Here is a 17,920-nt window from a genome sequence, read left to right as displayed (position 1 = left end):
GCGCCCTGGCGCGCCGGAGGTCCCGCTTGAGCGCGGTGCGCCACGGCGTGGCCCGTCACGCCTATTCCCTGCTGCTGTCGCTGCTGACGCCAGCCTACCTGCTCAAGCTGTGGTGGCGCGGGCGGGAGGAGCCGCCGTACCGCCATGCGATCGCCGAACGGCTGGGCCGTTACCCGCAGCCGCCCTCGCAGGGCTGGGTCTGGGTGCACGGGGTCTCGCTGGGCGAGACGCGCGCGGCCGCCAGCCTGGTGGCCGCGCTGCGCGAGCAGCTGCCCGGCATGCGGCTGCTGCTGACCCATGGCACGGCCACCGGCCGCGAGGCCGGGCAGGCCCTGCTGCAGCCCGGCGACGTGCAGACCTGGCTGCCGTACGACACGCCGGCGGCGGTGCGGCGCTTCTTCGCGCAGTTCCGGCCGGCGGTCGGCGTGCTGATGGAAACCGAGGTCTGGCCCAACCTGCTGCACGCCGCGCGCGCGGCCGGCGTGCCGATGGTGCTGGCCAATGCGCGGCTGAGCGAGAAGAGCCTGCGCCGCGGGCAGCGGCTCGCCGCGCTGATGCGCCCGGCCGTCGAGGCGATCGACCTCGTGCTGGCGCAGACGCCGGGCGATGCCGCACGGCTGCGCGCGGCCGGCGCCGCGCAGGTCGAGGTCTGCGGCAACCTGAAGTTCGACATGAGCCCCGCGCCCGAGCTGCTCGAGCGCGGCCGCCGGTGGCGCGCCGCGCTGGGCGAGCGGGCGGTGGTGCTGGCGGCCAGCACCCGCGAAGGGGAGGAGGCGCCGTTGCTCGCGGCCTGGCAGGTGCGGTCTGCGCCGCGGCCGCTGCTGCTGCTGGTGCCGCGGCATCCGCAACGCTTCGACGAGGTGGCGCAGCAGGTGCGTGCGGCCGGCCTGCGGCTTGCACGGCGCAGCGAGACCGCCCCGCCGTCCGCGGACGCGGACGTCTGGCTGGGCGACTCGATCGGGGAGATGCCGGCCTACTACGCGGCGGCCGACGTGGCCCTGCTGGGCGGCAGCTTCGCGCCGCTGGGCGGCCAGAACCTGATCGAGGCGGCCGCCTGCGGCTGCCCCGTGGTGATGGGCCCGCACACCTTCAACTTTGCCGAGGCGGCCGAGCTGTCGCTGGAGGCGGGGGCGGCGCGCCGGGTGGCGGACCTGGAGCAAGCGGTGCCGCTGGCCTGCGCGCTGGTGGCTGCACCTGCCGAGCGCGAGGCAATGTCGCGGCAGGCGGTCGCTTTCGCCACCGCCCACCGCGGCGCCGCGCGCACGATGGCGCAGCGCATCGCGGCGCTGGTCGCGCCGCGCCTCAGGGCGCCAGCAGCGCGTTGATCGGCGCGAGGTCGTCCGGGGCCAGGACGCCGGCGGCCTGGCGCAGGCGCAGGCTGCCGACCAGCACGTTGTAGCGCGCCTGGGCCAGCTCGCTTTGCGTGTTGAACAGCTGGGTCTGGGCGTTGAGCACGTCCAGGTTCACGCGCACGCCGACCTTGTAGCCGAGCTGGGTGGCTTCCAGCGCCAGCTTGCTCGACGCTTCGGCCGCTTCCAGCGCGCGCACCTGGGCCAGGCCCGACTGCACGCTGGAGTACGCCTGGCGCGTGGCCAGCGCCACCTGGCGGCGCGCCGCGTCCAGCTCGTTGCGGGACTTTTCTTCCAGGGCCAGGGTCTCGCGCACGCGGTTCTGCACCGCGAAGCCGGCGAACAGCGGCAGGCGCAGCTGCACGCCGACGCTGGTGCTGCCGTAGTGGCCCGAGGGCTGCTGGGGGTTGTTGCTGGTCACGCTGCTGCGACCTACCTCGCCGACCAGGTCCAGCGTGGGCAGGTGCCCGGCGCGGGCCTTTTCGGTCTCCAGCTCGGCGATCTGCAGGGCGAGCGCGGCCTGGCGCACGCCGGGTGCGTTCTCGCTGCGCTGCACCCAGTCCTGTTCGGTGCCGGCCGCCAGCGAGGGCAGCGAGACCGGCGCGGCCAGCGGGCGCGGGTCGACGTCGTTGCGGCCGACCAGCTGGTTCAGCGCCGCCTGGGCGATCTCCAGGTTGTTCTGCGCCGCGATCTCCTGCGCGGTGGCCAGGTCGAAGCGGGCCTGCGCCTCGCGGGTGTCGGTGATGGTCGCGGTGCCGACCTCGAAGTTGCGCTTGGCCGAGGCCAGCTGTTCGGAGATGGCCGCCTTGTTGGCCTGCGCCGAAGCCAGCGTGTCGCGCGCGGCGAGCACGTTGAAGTAGGCCTGCGCGACGCGCACGATCAGGTCCTGCTCGGCGGTCTCCAGCCGGGCGCGGGCGATCTCCAGCGCACGCTCGGCCTGCTCGATGCTGACGCCGTTGGCGCGGTTGAAGAGCGGCTGGGTGGCCTGCAGCGCGGCCTGGCGGGTGGTGGTCTCGCGGTCGTTGCCCACCGGCGGATCGGTCTCGCTGCGGCTGATACCGGCGGACAGCCCGACGCTCGGGCGGCGCAGCGCATAGGCCTGCTCGGCGGCGTACTGGGCCGACTCGGCCTCGGCGCGCGCGGCCAGGTAGGTGGCGTCGTAGTTGCGCGCCGCGTTGTAGACCTCCAGCAGGCTCTGCGCCTGCACCGCACCGGCTGCCAGCAGGGCGACGAGGCCCCCTGCCACGGACCGCATCACGCGGCTCGACCATGGGCGGGCGGGACGGGAGGAGGGCGGTTGGACGCGCTCGAACATGGTGCTTCCTTGTTGTTGCATTTCGCGGAGGTCTCGGGACGGGCGGAACTCAGTATCGCGGCACGCCGGGGTCGACCTGCTGCGACCAGGCGTCGATGCCGCCGTGCAGGTTGACGACGTCGTCGTAGCCCTGCCGTGCAAGGTAGTGCGCCACATGCAGGCTGCGCATGCCGTGGTGACAGACGCAGACGACGGTGCGCTCGGGATCGATCTCGGACTGCCGCGCGGGGATCTCCTGCATCGGGATGTGCAGGGCGGTGGCGCGGCCGGGATCGATGGCCGCGACAGCCACCTCCCAGGGTTCGCGCACGTCCAGCAGCTGCGGCGCGTCGTCGCCGGCAGCCGTGGCGAGCAGGTCCCGGACCTCGTGAGCGGTGAGCTGGCGCAGCATCGTGGACCTCGTTCGTCTCAGGGCTGTCGGCGGCAGGCATCGCCGCGGCGGGCGGGGCCGCGCAGGCCGGGCGCCGCAGGCGGGAATGCCAGGAGGAGGGTGCCCCCGGCGGAGCCCACGTGGGGGACGGGTCGGGGGCGGTGCATCAGAACTTGAACTTGGGCGGCTCTTCGAAGCCGAGCAGCCGCGGCGCGACCGTGTCGAAGATCTCGACGGTGCGGAAGGCGTGCTCGTCCACGCGGGTGACGACCACCGCGCGCATGATCGGTTCCGTCCCGACGATGGCCGCCAGGCGGCCGCCGACCTTGAGCTGGTCCAGCAGCACCTGCGGCACGGTGGCCACCGAGCCGGAGGCGACGATGACGTCGAACGGGCCGTCGGCCTGTGGCCCGCGCGAGCCGTCGGCATGGCGCACCTCGACGTTGCCGATGCCGGCGCGCTTGAGGTTGTCGGTGGCCATCCTCGCCAGCTCGGCGTCGATCTCCAGCGTCAGCACGCGCTGCGCCTTGCGGCCCAGCAGGGCGGCCATGTAGCCCGAGCCGGCGCCGATCTCGAGCACCTTCTCGTGCGGCTGCACGTGCAGTTCCTGCAGGATGCGGGCCTCGACCTTGGGTTCCAGCATGCAGCGGCCCTGCGAGCCGCCGTCGGCCAGCGGCACGCACAGGTCCATGAAGGCCATCGAGCGGTAGGCCGCAGGGACGAACTCCTCGCGCTTGACCGCAGCCAGCAGCGACAGCACCGACTGATCCAGCACCTCCCAGGGGCGGATCTGCTGTTCGATCATGTTGAAGCGAGCTTTTTCGATGTTCATCATGTGGACCGTCCTGGAGGATGGGAGCAGGAAGGGAAAACGAGCATTTTATTTCGCCTCACCTGTCAGAACCTGTGCGGCAGGCGCCCCGCGGCCCCCGAGCTTGCGCTTGAGCCAGGTGCCCAGGTCGTCCAGGTAGCAGTAGACGACCGGCACCACGACCAGGGTCAGCAGCGACGAGGTGATCACCCCGCCGATCACCGCCTGGCCCATCGGCGCGCGCTGCTCCGAGCCTTCGGTCAGCGCGAAGGCCAGCGGCACCATGCCGAACACCATCGCCAGCGTCGTCATCATGATCGGACGCAGGCGCACCCGGGCGGCCATCAGCAGGGCCGCCTCGCGGTCGAGTTGCCGCCCGTCCAGCCCCTCGGCGCTGTGGCCTTCGCGGGCGCGGTTGGCGAAGTCGACCAGCAGGATCGCGTTCTTGGTCACCAGGCCCATCAGCATGATCACGCCGATGATCGAGAACAGGTTCAGCGAGGAGCGGAACAGCAGCAGGATCAGCACCACGCCGATCAGCGTCAGCGGCAGCGAGGACATCAGCGCGATGGGCTGCAGGAAGCTCTTGAACTGCGAGGCGAGGATCATGTAGATGAAGATCACCGCCAGCGCCAGCGCCGACAGCGCGTAGCCGAACGATTCCTGCATGTCCTTGGTGGAGCCGCCGAAGCGCGAGCGGTAGCCGGGCGGGAAGGCCTGTTCCGCCAGCACGCGGCGGATGTCGGCCGAGACCTCGCCGAGCGAGCGGCCCGAGACGTTCGCGGTGATCTCGACCTCGCGGCTGAGGTCGCGCCGGTTGATCTGCGTCGGCCCGGAGGAGGGCACCACGTCGGCCACCTGCGACAGCCGCACGATGCGCGTGCTGCCGTCGGCCGCCGGCACCGTCAGGCCCAGGCGCGCGATGTCGGCCAGGGCCTGGCGCGAGTCGGGGCGCAGCCGCACCTTGACGTCGTAGCTCTGGTCGTCGGCAGCGCGCCAGTTGCCGGTGGTCTCGCCCGCCACCAGCGCGCGCAGCGTCGCGGTGATGCTGCCCACGCCCAAGCCCAGGTCGGCGGCCGCCTCGCGGCGGACGTTGACGTCCACCGTCGGCTTGTCGTCCTTCATGGAGGTGTCGATGTCGACCAGCCCGGGGATCTCGCGCAGCCGGGCGAGCAGGTCGCGGGTCAGGCGCTGCAGCTCCTGCAGGTCGGTGCCCTGGATCGACAGCGAGATGGGTTTCTGCCCGCCCACCGGGTCGAGCAGGCCGACGTGGGTGACCGTGATGCCCGGCACGCGCGCCAGGCGCTCGCGCAGCTCCACCGACATGCGGTCCACGTCGCGCGTGCGCTGGTCGCGGTCGACCAGGCGCACGTAGGCGGTCGCGTAGTTCTTCCCCTGGGCGGCACCGGTGTTGATCGTCATCAGCGTGTAGCGCACCTCGGGGTACTCGCGCAGGATGGCGTCGACCTGGCGCGCCTTGGCCTCGGTGACCTCGATCGACGAGCCGGCCGGCGTGTAGAAGCTGACGGTGGTCTCCGAGAAGTCGGCCTTGGGCACGAACTCGGTGCCCAGCACCGGAACCAGCGCGAAGCTGGCCACCAGGGTGGCGAGCGCGATGCCGAGCGTGGCGGCCTTGTGCTTCAGCGACCAGCCGAGGATGTGCTGGTAGACCTCGCCCAGCCAGTGCGAGAAGCGGTCCACCGCGGCGGTCAGCCGCCCCAGCGTGCGGTCGTACAGCGATGCCGGCTTGCCGCCGCTGCCGCCGTGCACCGCCGGGTCGTGCCAGACGCTGGAGAGCATCGGGTCCAGCGTGAAGCTGACGAACATCGAGATCAGCACCGCCGCGACGATGGTGATGCCGAACTGGTGGAAGAAGCGGCCGATGATGCCGCCCATGAAGCCGATAGGCAGGAACACCGCGACGATGGACAGCGTGGTGGCCAGCACCGCCAGTCCGATCTCCTGCGTGCCGTCCAGCGCCGCCTGGCGCGCATCCTTGCCCATCTGGGCATGGCGCACGATGTTCTCGCGCACGACGATGGCGTCGTCGATCAGCAGGCCCACGCACAGGCTCAGCGCCATCAGCGTGATCATGTTGATCGAGAAGCCGAACCAGTACATGAACAGGAAGGTGCCGATCAGCGCGATCGGCAGGGTCAGGCCGGTGATGACCGTCGAGCGCCACGAGTTGAGGAACAGGAAGACGATCAGCACCGTCAGCACCGCGCCCTCGATCAGCGTCTGGCGCACGTTCTGGACCGCGACGCGGATCGGGCGCGCGTTGTCGCGCACCACCTCGACCGCCATGCCGGGCGGCAGTTCGGGCCGCAACGCCTCGACCACGGCGTTCAGGCCGTCGACCACGTCGATGGTGTTCTCGCCCTGGGCCTTGAGCACGTCCAGTGCCAGCGTGCGCTGGCCGTTGTAGAGCGCCAGGCTCTCGAGCTCCTGCGGGCCGTCGACCACGTCGGCGACCTGCCACAGCTTCACCGGCACGATGCTGCCGTTGGCCACCTTGCGCGCGACGACGATCTGCTTGAAGTCCTCGGGCCGCTGCAGGCGCCCGGTGACCTGCACCACGCGCTCGCTCTCGAGCGAGCGCAGCGCGCCGGCAGGCAGGTCCTGGTTCTCGGTGCGCACCGCGCTGATGACCTGGTCGACGCTGACGCCCAGCGCCTCCATCGCGTCGGGGCGCAGGTAGATGTTGATCTCGCGCTTGACGCCGCCCACCAGCGTCACCGAGCCGACGCCGCGCACGTTCTCGAGCCGCTTCTTGACCACCTGGTCGGCGTAGGTGGTCAGGTCCACCGGGCTGCGCGAGCCGTCGGGGGACGTCAGCGCCAGCGTGTAGATCGGGCGCGAGGCCGGGTCGAAGCGCAGCACGCGCGGCTCCTCGACCTCGTCGCGCAGCGTCGGGCGGATCGCGGCGATCTTCTCGCGCACGTCCTCGGCGGCCTTGCGGCCGTCGACATCGAGGTTGAACTGGATGATGACCACCGAGCTGCCGTCATAGGAGCGCGAGTACAGCTCGTTGATGCCGGCGATCGAGTTGACCGCCTCCTCGATCTTCTTGCTGACCTCGGTCTCGACGATCTCCGGCGAGGCGCCGGGGTAGTCGACCTGCACCACGACGATCGGGAACTCGATGTCCGGGAACTGGTCGACCTTGAGCCGCTGGTACGAGAACACCCCGAGGACCACGAAGGCGAGCATCACCATCGTGGCGAGCACGGGGTTGGCGATCGAGACGCGGGTGAACCACATGGCCGGTGCCGCGCGTCAGTGGCTGGAGGCCGGCGCCACGGCCGTCAGCTTGACCGGGGTGCCGTCGCGCACCAGGCCGACGCTGCCGGCCAGGATGCGCTCGCCCGCCTGCAGGCCTTCGGTCACGATCACCAGCGGCGGGCCGCCGGCCTCGGTGGAGCCGCGCGCGCCCAGCGTGACCGGCCGCTGCAAGACGCGCCCGTCGGCCACCACGAGCACGTAGGGCAGGGGCTGGTCCAGCCGTACTGCCGATTCGGGGATCGCGACCGCTTCCTGGCGTTCCAGCTCCAGCGTGCCGGTCGCGAACAGCCCGTGGCGCAGGTCCGGGTGCGCCTCGACCGCGAAATAGACCATCACCGCGCGCGTGCCGGGCTGGGTGCCGGGGTTGATGCGCGCCACCCTGGCGCGCACCGGCTCGGCCAGGCCGTCGACCTTCAGCAGGGCCTGCTGCCCGATGCGCACCGCACCGACGTCCTCGGGCGCGAGCGCCGCGGCCAGCTCGATCTCGGACAGGTCCACCACCTCGAGCAGCTTGGTGTCCACGGCGACGCGCTCGCCCGGCTGCACCAGGCGCTGGGCGACCTGCCCGGCGATCGGTGCGCGCAGCACCGTGTCCTCCATGGCCTTGCGCGCCAGGTCGATGTTCGCCTGCGCGGCCAGCAGCGACGCGCGTGCCGCCGCGGCGTTGGAGACCGAGGTGTCCAGGGCGTTCTTCGAGATGAAGCCCTGCTCGACCAGTGCGCGGTTGTTGGCCAGCGTGCGCTCGGCGATGTCCAGCTGCGCCTGCGCCGAAGCCGCCTGCTCGCGCGCCTGGCGCAGCCGCGCGGCGTATTCGGTGTCGTCCAGGCGGCCCAGCACCTGCCCGGCGCGGACGGTGTCGCCCTCGCGCACGCTCAGCTCGCGCACCTCGGCGGCGACCTTGGCCTTGACCACCGCCGTCTGCACCGCCTTGACCTCGCCGGAGATCGCCAGCGTGCGCACCAGCGATTGCCTTTGCACCTCGATCACGTCGGTCGCGGCGAGGTCCAGCGTCGGCTGGGCGCGCGGCACCGCCGCCTGGACCTGCTCGGCCTTGCGGGCCGACAGGCCGCGCCCGACCAGCAGCGCCAGCAGCAGGATCAGCAGCAGGGGCAACGCCCATTTCAACGCGCGTTTCAAGGTCTTGTCTCCGTGGTCATGGGGGCTGCGGCGAGGGGGGCGGGTCAGGCGGTGCGTGCCAAGAGGCCCTGCAGCATCAGGTCGAGGTGATTGTCGATGAAGCGCCGCGGATCGTGCACGATGGCGTCCGCCGAGGGGCAGGCGCCGATCGAGTGCTTGTGCAGGCACAGCATCAGCAGCGGAAAGATCAGCGAATGCGCCGTGTCCAGCGGGTTCGGGGTGGTGCGGAACTCGCCGCGGTCCACGCCGCGCTGCAGCAGGCGCACCAGCAGGCGCTCGCCCGGCTCGATGACTTCCTGCGCATAGAAGGCGGCCAGGTCGGGGAAGTTGCGCACCTCGGTGATGATCAGCTTGAAGATGCCGGACGCCTGCGTGGCGCCGACCTGCTCCCACCAGGTGGCCGCGGCCAGGCGCATCAGGTCGGCGGTGGAGCCCTCGAACTGGTCGACCAGGTCGTCGACCTGCGAGATCGTCAGCGTCAGGTTGTGGCGGATCACCGCCTTGAGCAGTTCTTCCTTGCTCGGGAAGTACAGGTAGACCGTGCCCTTGGAGACGCCTGCCCGCGCGGCGACGTCGTCCATCTTGGTGGCGGCAAAGCCCTTCTCGACGAACAGGTCCAGCGCTGCATCCAGCAGCTCCTGCGGACGGGCTTCCTTGCGCCGGCGGCGCGACGGCCCCGGTTCGGCGGGCGCGGGAGCAGGGGAGGTGGACAACATGGGGAAATAAATGACTGACTGGTCAGTAATGTATCTCCGGGGGGCGAACGGGTCAAGGAAGCGGCTGTCAAGCCCCGGGCGGGGCGACCCCCCTACCCGGGCGGGCGGTTGCGAAGCGCAACGGTCTGGCGCCGACCGCTCGGTATCATGCCCGCGTCTTGCACGAGAGGGGTCGGTTTGGACATCGTTCTGCTGTTGAAGGCTGCCGTGATGGGCATCGTCGAAGGACTCACCGAGTTCCTGCCCATTTCCTCCACCGGCCACCTGATCCTCGCGTCCTCGCTGCTCGACTTCACCGGCGACACCGTCAAGGTGTTCGACATCGCGATCCAGACCGGCGCCATGCTGGCGGTGGTCTGGGAGTACCGCGCGCGGCTGGCCGCCACCGTGCGGGGCATCGGCCATGACCTGCGGGCGCGGCGCTTCGCGGCCAACGTGGTGATCGCCTTCCTGCCGGCGGTGGCCGTCGGGCTGCTGTTCGGCGGCTGGATCAAGGAGCACCTGTTCTACCCGGTGCCGGTGGCGGTCGCCCTGATCGCCGGCGGCTTCGTCATCCTGTGGATCGAGCGCCGGCACCGGCACCTGTACGGCGAGCGCGACCTGGAAGGCGCACGCCTGGCGCGCGTCGAGACCGTCGACGACATGACCGCGCTGGATGCCCTGAAGGTCGGGCTGCTGCAGTGCTTCGCGCTGATCCCCGGCACCAGCCGCTCGGGCGCGACCATCATGGGCGCCATCGTGCTGGGCTTCTCGCGCAAGGCCGCCACCGAGTTCAGCTTCTTCCTCGGCATTCCCACGCTGACCGGCGCAGGCGTCTACTCGCTGTGGAAGCAGCGCGACCTGCTCAGCTGGGGCGACGTGCCGATGTTCACGGTCGGCACCGTGCTGTCGTTCGTCAGTGCCCTGCTGTGCATCCGCTGGCTGATCCGCTATGTCTCCAGCCACGACTTCGTGCCGTTCGCGTGGTACCGGCTGGTGTTCGGTGCGCTGATCCTGCTGACCGCCTGGACCGGCTGGATCGAGTGGCACGGGCAGGGCTGAGCCGGCCCGCGCCGGGTCAGACGCGCCGGAACACCAGGTCCCACACCCCGTGGCCGAGACGCAGGCCGCGCTTCTCGAACTTGGTCTGCGGCCGGTACGCCGGCCGCGGCGCGAAGCCGGCTGCGGTGTTCTGCAGCTCGGGGCAGGCTGACAGCACCTCCAGCATCTGCTGGGCGTAGGGCTCCCAGTCGGTCGCGCAGTGCAGGTAGCCGCCCGGTGCCAGGCGCGTGACCAGCTGCGCGACGAAGGGCGGCTGGATCAGCCGGCGCTTGTGGTGGCGCTTCTTGTGCCAGGGGTCGGGGAAGAAGATGTGCACGCCGGCCAGCGAGGCGGGCGGGATCATGTGCTGCAGCACCTCGACCGCGTCGTGCTGCACGATGCGCAGGTTGGTGAGCCCCTGCTCGCCGATGTGCTTGAGCAGGGCGCCCACACCCGGTTCGTGGACCTCGCAGCCGATGAAGTCATGCTGCGGCTGCAGCGCGGCAATGTGCGCGGTGGCATCGCCCATGCCGAAGCCGATCTCCAGGATCACCGGGGCCTGGCGACCGAAGACGGCGGCGAAATCGAGCGGCGCTTCGCGGTAGGGCAGGATGAAGCGCGGCCCCAGCGTCGCGAGCGCGCGGGCCTGGCCTTCGGTGGTGCGACCGGCCCGCATCACGTAGCTGCGGATCGTGCGCGGATGCTCGACTCGGGCCGGCGCGGCGGCGGCCTCGTTCGGGGTTTTTTCGTGCTCTTGTGCCATGGACGCGCATTGTGCCCGTCTCTATAATTGCCGCCGCATGCGGGTGTAGTTCAATGGTAGAACGCCAGCTTCCCAAGCTTGATACGAGGGTTCGATTCCCTTCACCCGCTCCAGAGGTTTCCCGGGCCGTTGCAGCGTTGCTTCTCCTGGGCGACGCCGCAGCGTCCTGACGACCCTGCTTAGCGCGGGCCGCCGCTGAGGCTTGCCAGCAGTACCGCCTTCAGCGATCTTTTTTGGCACAAAGGTCCGCCGCCCGAGTTTCTTCCTGCCTTTTCCTCCCCTCCTTTCTCCTCCCCGAGCGGCTGCAGTCGGCCTGGCGATGGGGCCTGGGCATGACCCTGGCGACCCCGCAGCGATCCTTGCCCGCGAACTCTGCCTGGTAGTACGTCGTCGATGAGTTGGTTGTTGCAAGGTCGCGCAAGCAAAGCAGACTGGAATTCCCGGAACCCCCCCGCCACCGCACCGACCGCCTGGTCCGTCGAGCGCCTCGTGCTCGTCGTGGTCGCGCTGCTGGTGATCTTCGGCAACCTGCCGTTCTGGCACGCCACGCTCGCCGGGCGCAGCTTCGCCGAGGCATCCACGTGGAAGTTCACCGTGGCTGCGGCGCTGGCGATCGCCTGGCTGCACGTGGTGCCGCTGCTGCTGCTGGGCACCCGCCGGACGGTGCGGCCGTTGCTCGTCCTGCTGGTGGTGGTCACCGCGGTGGCGCAGCACATGATGCGGCAGTACGGCGTGGTGCTCGATCCGCCGATGCTGCGCAACACGCTGCGCACCGACGTCGCCGAGGCGTCCGAGCTGATTTCGCCCTGGCTGCTGGCCAACGTCGCGGTCGCGCTGGTCGTGGCCGCGCTCATCTGGCGCGTGCCGCTGCGCGAGCGGCCCTGGCGCCAGGCGCTGGGGGCACGGGCGATGGCGCTGCTGGGCGTCAGTGCCGTCGGCGTGGCCGCGCTGCTGCTCGGCTTCCAGGACTTCTCGTCGACGATGCGCAACCAGAAGGAGCTGCGCTACCGGATCTCGCCGGGCAACGTGGTCTATTCGACGGCGCGCGTGCTGGTCGAGGACCTGCGCGAGGCGACCCGCACGCCCGAGCCGCTGGCGCCGGCGCGCCTGGCCGACCCCGCGCCGGACCAGAAGCCCCGGCTGCTCGTGCTGATCGTCGGGGAGACGGCGCGCGCGATGAACTTCTCGCTCAACGGCTACGAGCGCGAGACCAACCCCGAGCTTGCGAAGCGCCCGGTCATCAACTTCCCGCAGACCGAGGCCTGCGGCACCTCCACCGAGGTGTCGCTGCCGTGCATGTTCTCCTCGCTGGGGCGTGCCGGCTACAGCAAGGCGCGCGCACGTGCCAGCGAGTCGCTGGTCCAGCTGCTGGCGCGCGTGGGCATGCGCGTGGTCTGGCTCGACAACCAGAGCGGCTGCAAGCGGGTGTGCACGGGCGTCGAGTACCGCCGGTTCAGCGACGAGCGGATCGTCTCGCCGCTGTGCGAGGGCAGCCGCTGCCTCGACGGCCTGCTGGTCGAGGAGCTGGGCAAGCTGATCCAGGTCGCCGAAGGCGCGCCGCCGCGCGATACCGTCGTCGTGCTGCACCAGCTGGGCAACCACGGCCCGGCGTACGCGAAGCGCTATCCCCGCGAGTTCGCCCGCTTCCAGCCCGAGTGCACCAAGGTGGAGCTGCGCGACTGCAGCCGCGACGAGATCGTCAACGCCTACGACAACGCCATCCTCTACACCGACCACCTGATCGCCTCGGTCATCGACATGCTGGCCGCGCAGGAAGCGCGCTACGACGTCGGCATGATCTACGTGTCCGACCACGGCGAGTCGCTGGGCGAGAAGGGGCTGTACCTGCACGGCATGCCGTACGCCATCGCGCCACGGGAGCAGCTGGCCGTGCCGATGATCTGGTGGCTGGGCGGCAGCGGCGTGCGCGGCTGGCAGGGCCTGGACGAGGCCTGCCTGCGCCGGCGCGCCAGCCAGCCCGCGAGCCACGACCACCTGTTCCATTCGATGCTGGGGCTGCTGCGCGTCGAGACCACGCGCTACGTCGCGGACCGGGACCTGGTCAGCCCCTGCCGGCAGGAGCGCAGTGCACTATGAGCGTCGTCAATCCCCACAAGGGCCGCGTCGGCCTGCCTCGCCTCGTCCATGCGCTGGGCCATTCGATGGCCGGGCTGAAGGTGGCATTCCGGGACGAGAGCGCGTTCCGCCAGGAGGTGCTGGCCGCGCTGGTGCTCGCGCCGCTGGCGTGCTGGCTGGCGGGTGACTGGAAGGAGCTCGTGCTGCTGCTCGGCTCGCTGCTGCTGGTGCTGATCGTCGAGCTGCTCAACTCGGGGCTGGAGGCGGCCATCGACCGCATCTCCTACGAGCACCACGAGCTGTCCAAGCGCGCCAAGGACCTGGGCAGCGCCGCGGTGCTGGTGGCGCTGGTGCTGTGCGGCCTGGTCTGGGGCCTGGCGCTGTGGGCGCGCCTGTCCTGACCCCGCGCCCAATCCGCACTGCCGCGCAAGCTTATTGAGCCGCCCGGCTTGCCCCGCCGGTGGGGCTTGCCTACACTGGCGGCCATGTCGAACCACCCGCTGTCCTTCCTGCCCATGCAGGCGCTGCCCGTCCAGGTGCAGGCGCGCGGCTGGTGGTGCGCGCCTTCGCGCGCGCGTGTCGCCACCCAGGCTCCCGTGCTCGCCGCACATCCCTGAGCCCGGCGACCATCCCCACCCGCAGCGCTAACTCTCTCTCCAGGTCGCCGGGCATCCATAGCGCCCCTGGCCCATTGCGGCCATCGTTCCCGCTTGCTGGAGTGCGACATGGAAGTGCTGGCGCAAGAGCGTCTTCTCACCGGGCTGGACCACGCCCGATTGTCCTCGCTGCTGTTCAAGCCGCGCTTCGCGGCGAGCCTGCCGGCCGGCTTGGCCGAGACCGCGCGCGAGCTGCTCGACTTCGCCCGGGTGGTCGATGCCACCCAGGTCGACCCCGACATCGTGACGATGCGCTCGCGCGTCATCGTCGAGCGGCCCGGCATTGGCGAGATCAACCTCTGCCTCGTCTACCCCTCCGAAGCCGACCCCGACAGCGGCTGCATCTCGGTGCTCACGCCGCTGGGCCTGAGCCTGCTCGGTGCGCGCGTCGGCCAGGTCATCACCTGGACCGGGCCGGACCAGCGCGAGCACTCGGCCAAGGTGCTGCGCATGGTCTACCAGCCCGAATCGGCCGGCGACTACGCCGTGTGAGGAACGGCGCGGGCCCGGCAACGGGCCCGCGTTCCGGTCCGCATCCGACGGGAGGAACGAGATGGCACGCATCCTGGCGTGGGCCGCGCCGCCGCACGGGCGGCAGGCGGTGGTCCGGGGCCGGCAGCTGGCGCAGGCCCTGGGCTGCGAGCTGCAGGTGGTCGACGCCGCACGCACGCCGGCGACGACCGGCGACGCACTGGCCCTGGTGGTTGTCGGAGCGCCGGCGACGCTGGAACGCGCTGCGGCGTTCGCGGCGGCGGCGACCTGCCCGGTGCTGCACGGGCGCGTGCAGGACGGCCGGCCTGCGCCGCAGCGCGCGTTGATGGTGTTGCCGGCGCAGGGCGGGGCGCTCGACGTCGAGGCCGCGTTGCGCGTGGCGTCGCTGCGCGAGCTGTGCGTGCTGCAGCTGGTCGACGAGGCCGAGCTCAAGGCGATGCAGCTGGCGGGCCTGTCGCTGTCGGCCCTGCTCGACCACCTGCGCGCGCGGCGCGAGCGCCTCGAGGCGCGCGTGCGGCGCGCGGCGCGCCTGCCCGACGGGGCGGTGCGCGTGCACCAGCGTACCGCCGGCGACTTCTTCGAGGCCCTGCGCGGCCATGCGGCGCGGCTGCGGCCGCAGCTGCTGATCGTGCCCGGGAGGCTGCCGTTCAGCTGGCGCCGCCCGTTTCCTGCGGCCCGCCTGCGCCACCTGCTGCGCAGCGCCGGGGCCGACGTGTTGACGATACCCCTGCAGCGGCGCGAAGCGTGCGCCGCTGCCTGGCCAGTGAGGTCACGATGGACATCTCGCCCGATCTGATCCGCGCCAAGCGCCCCTGCGCGGCCGGCTACCGCTGGTACCTGCGCAGCGGCCGGCATGACGCGTCATACCTGGAACTCATGCAGGCCCTGGTCGAGGACGGCCGGCCGGGTGACGCGGTGTGGCTGCTCTCGCAGTTCGGCCCGACCGACGACGTGCTCGACGTCGACGAGCTGTACGACGACACGCTGGTGTTCCCCGGCACGGTGCGCGTCAGGGGCAACGTCGACGTCACCGGGACGATCTGCGTCGGCGGCCGCTTGCTCGCGGGCGGTGGCGTGCGCTGCGGCGGCGAGCTGCACGTGCGCGAGGCGCTCGAGTGCGGCGGTGCGGTGCAGGCCGCAGGCGAGATCCGCTGCGCCGCGTTGAAGGCCGGCATGTCGGTGCGCGCGGCGTCGCTGCACTGCGGTGGCTCGCTGCGCGTGGCCGCGTCGCTGGAGCTGGCCGGCGACCTGGTCGTCGCGGACCAGGCGCATGTCGGCGGCGGGCTGCAGGCGGGCGGCCACGTCGAGGCGGCCAAGGGCCTGTACCTGGGCGAGGACAGCGAGGTCGCGCGCAGCCTGCGCGTTGGCCACGGCGTGCTGTGCAAGGGCTCGCTGGTGTGCCGCGAGGCGCTGGTGGTCGGCTGGGGCATCAAGGCCACCGGCGACGTGATCGGCGGGCGCGCGATCCAGGTGGGCGAGAGCCTGCTGGCCGGCGGCGAAGTGCGCGCCGGCGAGGGCTACGGCATCTACGCGGGGCTGAGCGCCCGCGAGGCCGACTGGGAACACAGCGGGCGCGTCACCTGCCCGCGACGCCCGGCCGCGCTGCTCAGCGGCATCTGGTACCCGCTGTCCCATGAGGTTTGACGTCCATTACACCGACGCGATGGTCGAGCGCGACCTGCGCGACGCGCAGGCCCGCCTGCTCGAAGCCGGGCTGCTGGCCGGGGACGCGTGGCGGCCGACCATCGTCTGCGACGTCAGCTGGCTCGCGCGCGAGACGCCGGAGCACCGCTTCGTCTACCTGAAGGACGCGCGGCTGGACAGCGTCGTGGGCGTGTTCTCGTTCCAGTCCTCGCGGCCGCGGCGCAGCAGCGCGGCGGTGGAGGTGCCGCACGCGAAGCTGCGGCGCGCCTACCGCGGCTTCGGGCTGGCCAGCTGGGTGTATGGCTGCGCGCTGGACAGCGGCGTGTGCCTGGTCAGCAGTGCACGCCAGTCGCCGGCCGCGGGGCGCCTGTGGCAGGCGCTGACGCGTCGCTACGCGCATGGCTATGTGTGGGTCGAGCGCCGCTCGATGCGCTACCTCGGCACGGAACTGAGCGAGGCGCAGAAGGCGCAGCTGGCGGTGCGCATGATGCTGCACGGCCCGCGCTATCCGCTCGAGGCGCTGTTCGAGGCGCCGCGCCAGGGCCTGCGGCGCCAGGGCTGAGGGCAGGGGCGCAGCGCGGCGCCCCCGGGGCTCACTTCTGGATGTCGCCCAGGCACAGGTACTTGATCTCGACGTAGTCGTCCATGCCGTGGTGCGAACCCTCGCGGCCCAGGCCGGACTGCTTGACGCCGCCGAACGGCACCTCGGCCACCGCGACCAGTCCGGTGTTGATCCCGACCATGCCGTACTCGAGCGCCTCGCCGACGCGGAAGATGCGACCGATGTCGCGGCTGTAGAAGTAGCTCGCCAGCCCGAACTCGGTGTCGTTGGCCAGCGCGATCACTTCCTCCTCGGTCCTGAAGCGGATCACCGGGGCCACCGGGCCGAAGGTCTCCTCGCGCGAGCACAGCATGTCGGGCGTCACGTCGGCCAGCACGGTGGGCTCGAAGAAGCGGCCCTGCAGGCGCTTGCCGCCGGTGAGCACGCGCGCGCCCTTGCCGACGGCATCGGCCACGTGGCGCTCGACCTTGGCGATCGCGTTGTCGTCGATCAGCGGGCCCTGCTGCACGCCGTCCTCGAAGCCGTTGCCCACGCGCAAGGCCTTGGCCTTCTCGGCCAGCTTCGCGACGAACGCCTCGTAGATGCCGTCCTGGGCATAGATGCGGTTGGCGCAGACGCAGGTCTGCCCGGCGTTGCGGTACTTGCTCTGCATCGCGCCCTCGACCGCGCTGTCGAGGTCGGCGTCGTCGAACACGATGAAGGGCGCGTTGCCGCCCAGCTCCAGCGACAGCTTCTTGATGGTCGGCGCGCACTGCTGCATCAGGATGCGGCCGACCTCGGTCGAGCCGGTGAACGACAGGTGCCGCACGGTGTCGCTGGCGCACATGACCTTCCCGACCTCGACCGAGCCTTCGGCGTCGGCCGTGACCACGTTCAGCACCCCGGGCGGGATGCCGGCACGCACCGCCAGCTCGGCCGTGGCCAGCGCCGACAGCGGCGTCTGCTCGGCCGGCTTGATCACCACCGGGCAGCCGGCGGCCAGCGCCGGGGCGACCTTGCGGGTGATCATCGCGATCGGGAAGTTCCACGGCGTGATCGCCGCGCACACGCCGATCGGCTGCTTGATGACGACGTAGCGCTTGTTCGGGTCGGTGGTCGGGATGGTCTCGCCGTAGACGCGCTTGGCCTCCTCGGCGAACCACTCGATGAAGCTGGCCGCGTAGGCGACCTCGCCGCGGGCCTCGGCCAGCGGCTTGCCCTGCTCGGCGGTCATGATGCGCGCCAGGTCCTCGGCGTGCTCGCGCAGCAGGTGGAACCACTTCATCAGGATCGCCGCGCGCGCCTTGGCGGTCTGCGCGCGCCAGCCGGCCCAGGCCCGGTCGGCGTCGGCGATCGCCTGTTCGGCCTCGGCCGCCCCCAGGTTGGCCACCTCGGCCAGCTTCAGCCCGGTGGCCGGGTCGTGCACGGCAAAGCGCCGGGTGCCGGCCACCCAGGCGCCGTTGATCAGCGCGTCGGTCTTGAGCAGGCCAGGGTCTTTCAGGCTGGCCAGCGGGGAGGTCTTCATGTCCATGTTCGCGGGCTCCTCGGCGGGATGCAGGACGGAAAAAAGCGTGAAAACCATCATAAAGGGCGGCGCCGGGCGGCACCTGTCGCCTGCGTGCCACCGCCTTGCCGGCCGGGTCTTCCGCAGGCACCCCACCTATAATGGAAAGCTTCGCCAGAGCTGGAAAGCTTCCTTCGTCAAAGCCAGCATTCATGCCGCTTCTGCGACCAGGGCAGGGCGC

The 17,920-nt window shown here is 71.2% G+C and carries 17 protein-coding genes and 1 tRNA gene; 10 read left to right on the top strand and 8 right to left on the bottom strand.

Annotated features, from left to right (window positions below; translation table 11 throughout):
• Positions 1-26: 26 nt before the first annotated feature.
• Positions 27-1,325 (top strand): lipid IV(A) 3-deoxy-D-manno-octulosonic acid transferase, encoded by a 1,299-nt coding sequence (gene waaA / locus IS481_RS11690; protein WP_104358488.1) that lies wholly within the window; start codon positions 27-29, stop codon positions 1,323-1,325.
• On the opposite strand, the gene IS481_RS11685 is transcribed toward waaA, so the two are convergent.
• From IS481_RS11685 to IS481_RS11660, 6 genes are all read right to left on the bottom strand, one after another.
• Positions 1,303-2,604, bottom strand: coding sequence for a TolC family outer membrane protein (locus IS481_RS11685; protein WP_104358489.1), 1,302 nt, complete (start codon positions 2,602-2,604; stop codon positions 1,303-1,305). The genes waaA and IS481_RS11685 overlap by 23 nt on opposite strands.
• A gap of 109 nt (positions 2,605-2,713) precedes the next feature.
• The gene (locus tag IS481_RS11680) at positions 2,714-3,052 is read right to left on the bottom strand and encodes a rhodanese-like domain-containing protein (RefSeq protein WP_419186831.1); all 339 of its coding nucleotides are present in this window, start codon (positions 3,050-3,052) and stop codon (positions 2,714-2,716) included.
• 148 nt (positions 3,053-3,200) lie between these two features.
• Positions 3,201-3,866: a protein-L-isoaspartate O-methyltransferase family protein gene (locus tag IS481_RS11675; RefSeq protein ID WP_104358525.1), complete on the bottom strand. Its 666-nt coding sequence runs from the start codon at positions 3,864-3,866 to the stop codon at positions 3,201-3,203.
• Between the two features lie 48 nt (positions 3,867-3,914).
• On the bottom strand, positions 3,915-7,109 hold the full coding sequence (locus tag IS481_RS11670) for an efflux RND transporter permease subunit (protein ID WP_104358491.1): 3,195 nt from the start codon (positions 7,107-7,109) through the stop codon (positions 3,915-3,917).
• A 15-nt stretch (positions 7,110-7,124) separates the two neighbouring features.
• Positions 7,125-8,267, bottom strand: coding sequence for an efflux RND transporter periplasmic adaptor subunit (locus tag IS481_RS11665; protein ID WP_104358492.1), 1,143 nt, complete (start codon positions 8,265-8,267; stop codon positions 7,125-7,127).
• 44 nt (positions 8,268-8,311) lie between these two features.
• Positions 8,312-8,983 (bottom strand): TetR/AcrR family transcriptional regulator, encoded by a 672-nt coding sequence (locus IS481_RS11660; RefSeq protein WP_194963298.1) that lies wholly within the window; start codon positions 8,981-8,983, stop codon positions 8,312-8,314.
• A 177-nt stretch (positions 8,984-9,160) separates the two neighbouring features.
• On the opposite strand from IS481_RS11660, the gene IS481_RS11655 reads away from it, so the two are divergent.
• Positions 9,161-10,024: an undecaprenyl-diphosphate phosphatase gene (locus IS481_RS11655; RefSeq protein WP_104358493.1), complete on the top strand. Its 864-nt coding sequence runs from the start codon at positions 9,161-9,163 to the stop codon at positions 10,022-10,024.
• Positions 10,025-10,040: 16 nt separating this feature from the next.
• Here the strand turns inward: IS481_RS11655 and trmB are convergent, their stop codons facing one another.
• Complete coding sequence (gene trmB, locus IS481_RS11650) at positions 10,041-10,766, bottom strand: tRNA (guanosine(46)-N7)-methyltransferase TrmB (RefSeq protein ID WP_104358494.1); 726 nt, start codon at positions 10,764-10,766, stop codon at positions 10,041-10,043.
• 39 nt (positions 10,767-10,805) lie between these two features.
• On the opposite strand from trmB, the gene IS481_RS11645 reads away from it, so the two are divergent.
• The 8 genes from IS481_RS11645 to IS481_RS11615 all read left to right on the top strand — a co-directional run bounded on the left by IS481_RS11645 (position 10,806) and on the right by IS481_RS11615 (position 16,196).
• A tRNA-Gly gene (locus IS481_RS11645) sits at positions 10,806-10,879 on the top strand.
• A gap of 376 nt (positions 10,880-11,255) precedes the next feature.
• Positions 11,256-12,863, top strand: a complete 1,608-nt coding sequence (locus IS481_RS11640; RefSeq protein WP_170067483.1) for a phosphoethanolamine transferase — start codon at positions 11,256-11,258, stop codon at positions 12,861-12,863.
• Complete coding sequence (locus IS481_RS11635) at positions 12,860-13,243, top strand: diacylglycerol kinase (protein ID WP_104358496.1); 384 nt, start codon at positions 12,860-12,862, stop codon at positions 13,241-13,243. Before IS481_RS11640 ends, IS481_RS11635 begins: the two co-directional genes overlap by 4 nt.
• An 84-nt stretch (positions 13,244-13,327) precedes the next feature.
• The gene (locus tag IS481_RS18480; protein WP_259371692.1) at positions 13,328-13,459 is read left to right on the top strand and encodes a hypothetical protein; all 132 of its coding nucleotides are present in this window, start codon (positions 13,328-13,330) and stop codon (positions 13,457-13,459) included.
• 108 nt (positions 13,460-13,567) lie between these two features.
• Positions 13,568-13,990 carry a GreA/GreB family elongation factor gene (locus IS481_RS11630; protein WP_104358497.1) on the top strand — a complete coding sequence of 141 codons (423 nt, stop codon included), beginning with the start codon at positions 13,568-13,570 and terminating at the stop codon, positions 13,988-13,990.
• 61 nt (positions 13,991-14,051) lie between these two features.
• Positions 14,052-14,786 (top strand): hypothetical protein, encoded by a 735-nt coding sequence (locus tag IS481_RS11625; RefSeq protein WP_104358498.1) that lies wholly within the window; start codon positions 14,052-14,054, stop codon positions 14,784-14,786.
• A complete protein-coding gene (locus IS481_RS11620; protein ID WP_104358499.1) occupies positions 14,765-15,634 on the top strand; it encodes a hypothetical protein in 870 nt (289 codons plus the stop codon). The genes IS481_RS11625 and IS481_RS11620 overlap by 22 nt, the downstream gene beginning before the upstream one ends.
• Complete coding sequence (locus IS481_RS11615) at positions 15,624-16,196, top strand: hypothetical protein (RefSeq protein ID WP_132763521.1); 573 nt, start codon at positions 15,624-15,626, stop codon at positions 16,194-16,196. The genes IS481_RS11620 and IS481_RS11615 overlap by 11 nt, the downstream gene beginning before the upstream one ends.
• A 31-nt stretch (positions 16,197-16,227) precedes the next feature.
• Here the strand turns inward: IS481_RS11615 and IS481_RS11610 are convergent, their stop codons facing one another.
• Positions 16,228-17,706, bottom strand: coding sequence for an NAD-dependent succinate-semialdehyde dehydrogenase (locus IS481_RS11610; RefSeq protein WP_104358527.1), 1,479 nt, complete (start codon positions 17,704-17,706; stop codon positions 16,228-16,230).
• Positions 17,707-17,920 lie beyond the last annotated feature (214 nt).

Origin of the sequence: Caldimonas thermodepolymerans (assembly GCF_015476235.1) — a bacterium.
In the GTDB taxonomy this organism is placed as follows: Bacteria; Pseudomonadota; Gammaproteobacteria; order Burkholderiales; family Burkholderiaceae_C; genus Caldimonas; species Caldimonas thermodepolymerans.
This window is presented reverse-complemented; position numbering and strand designations above follow the sequence as displayed.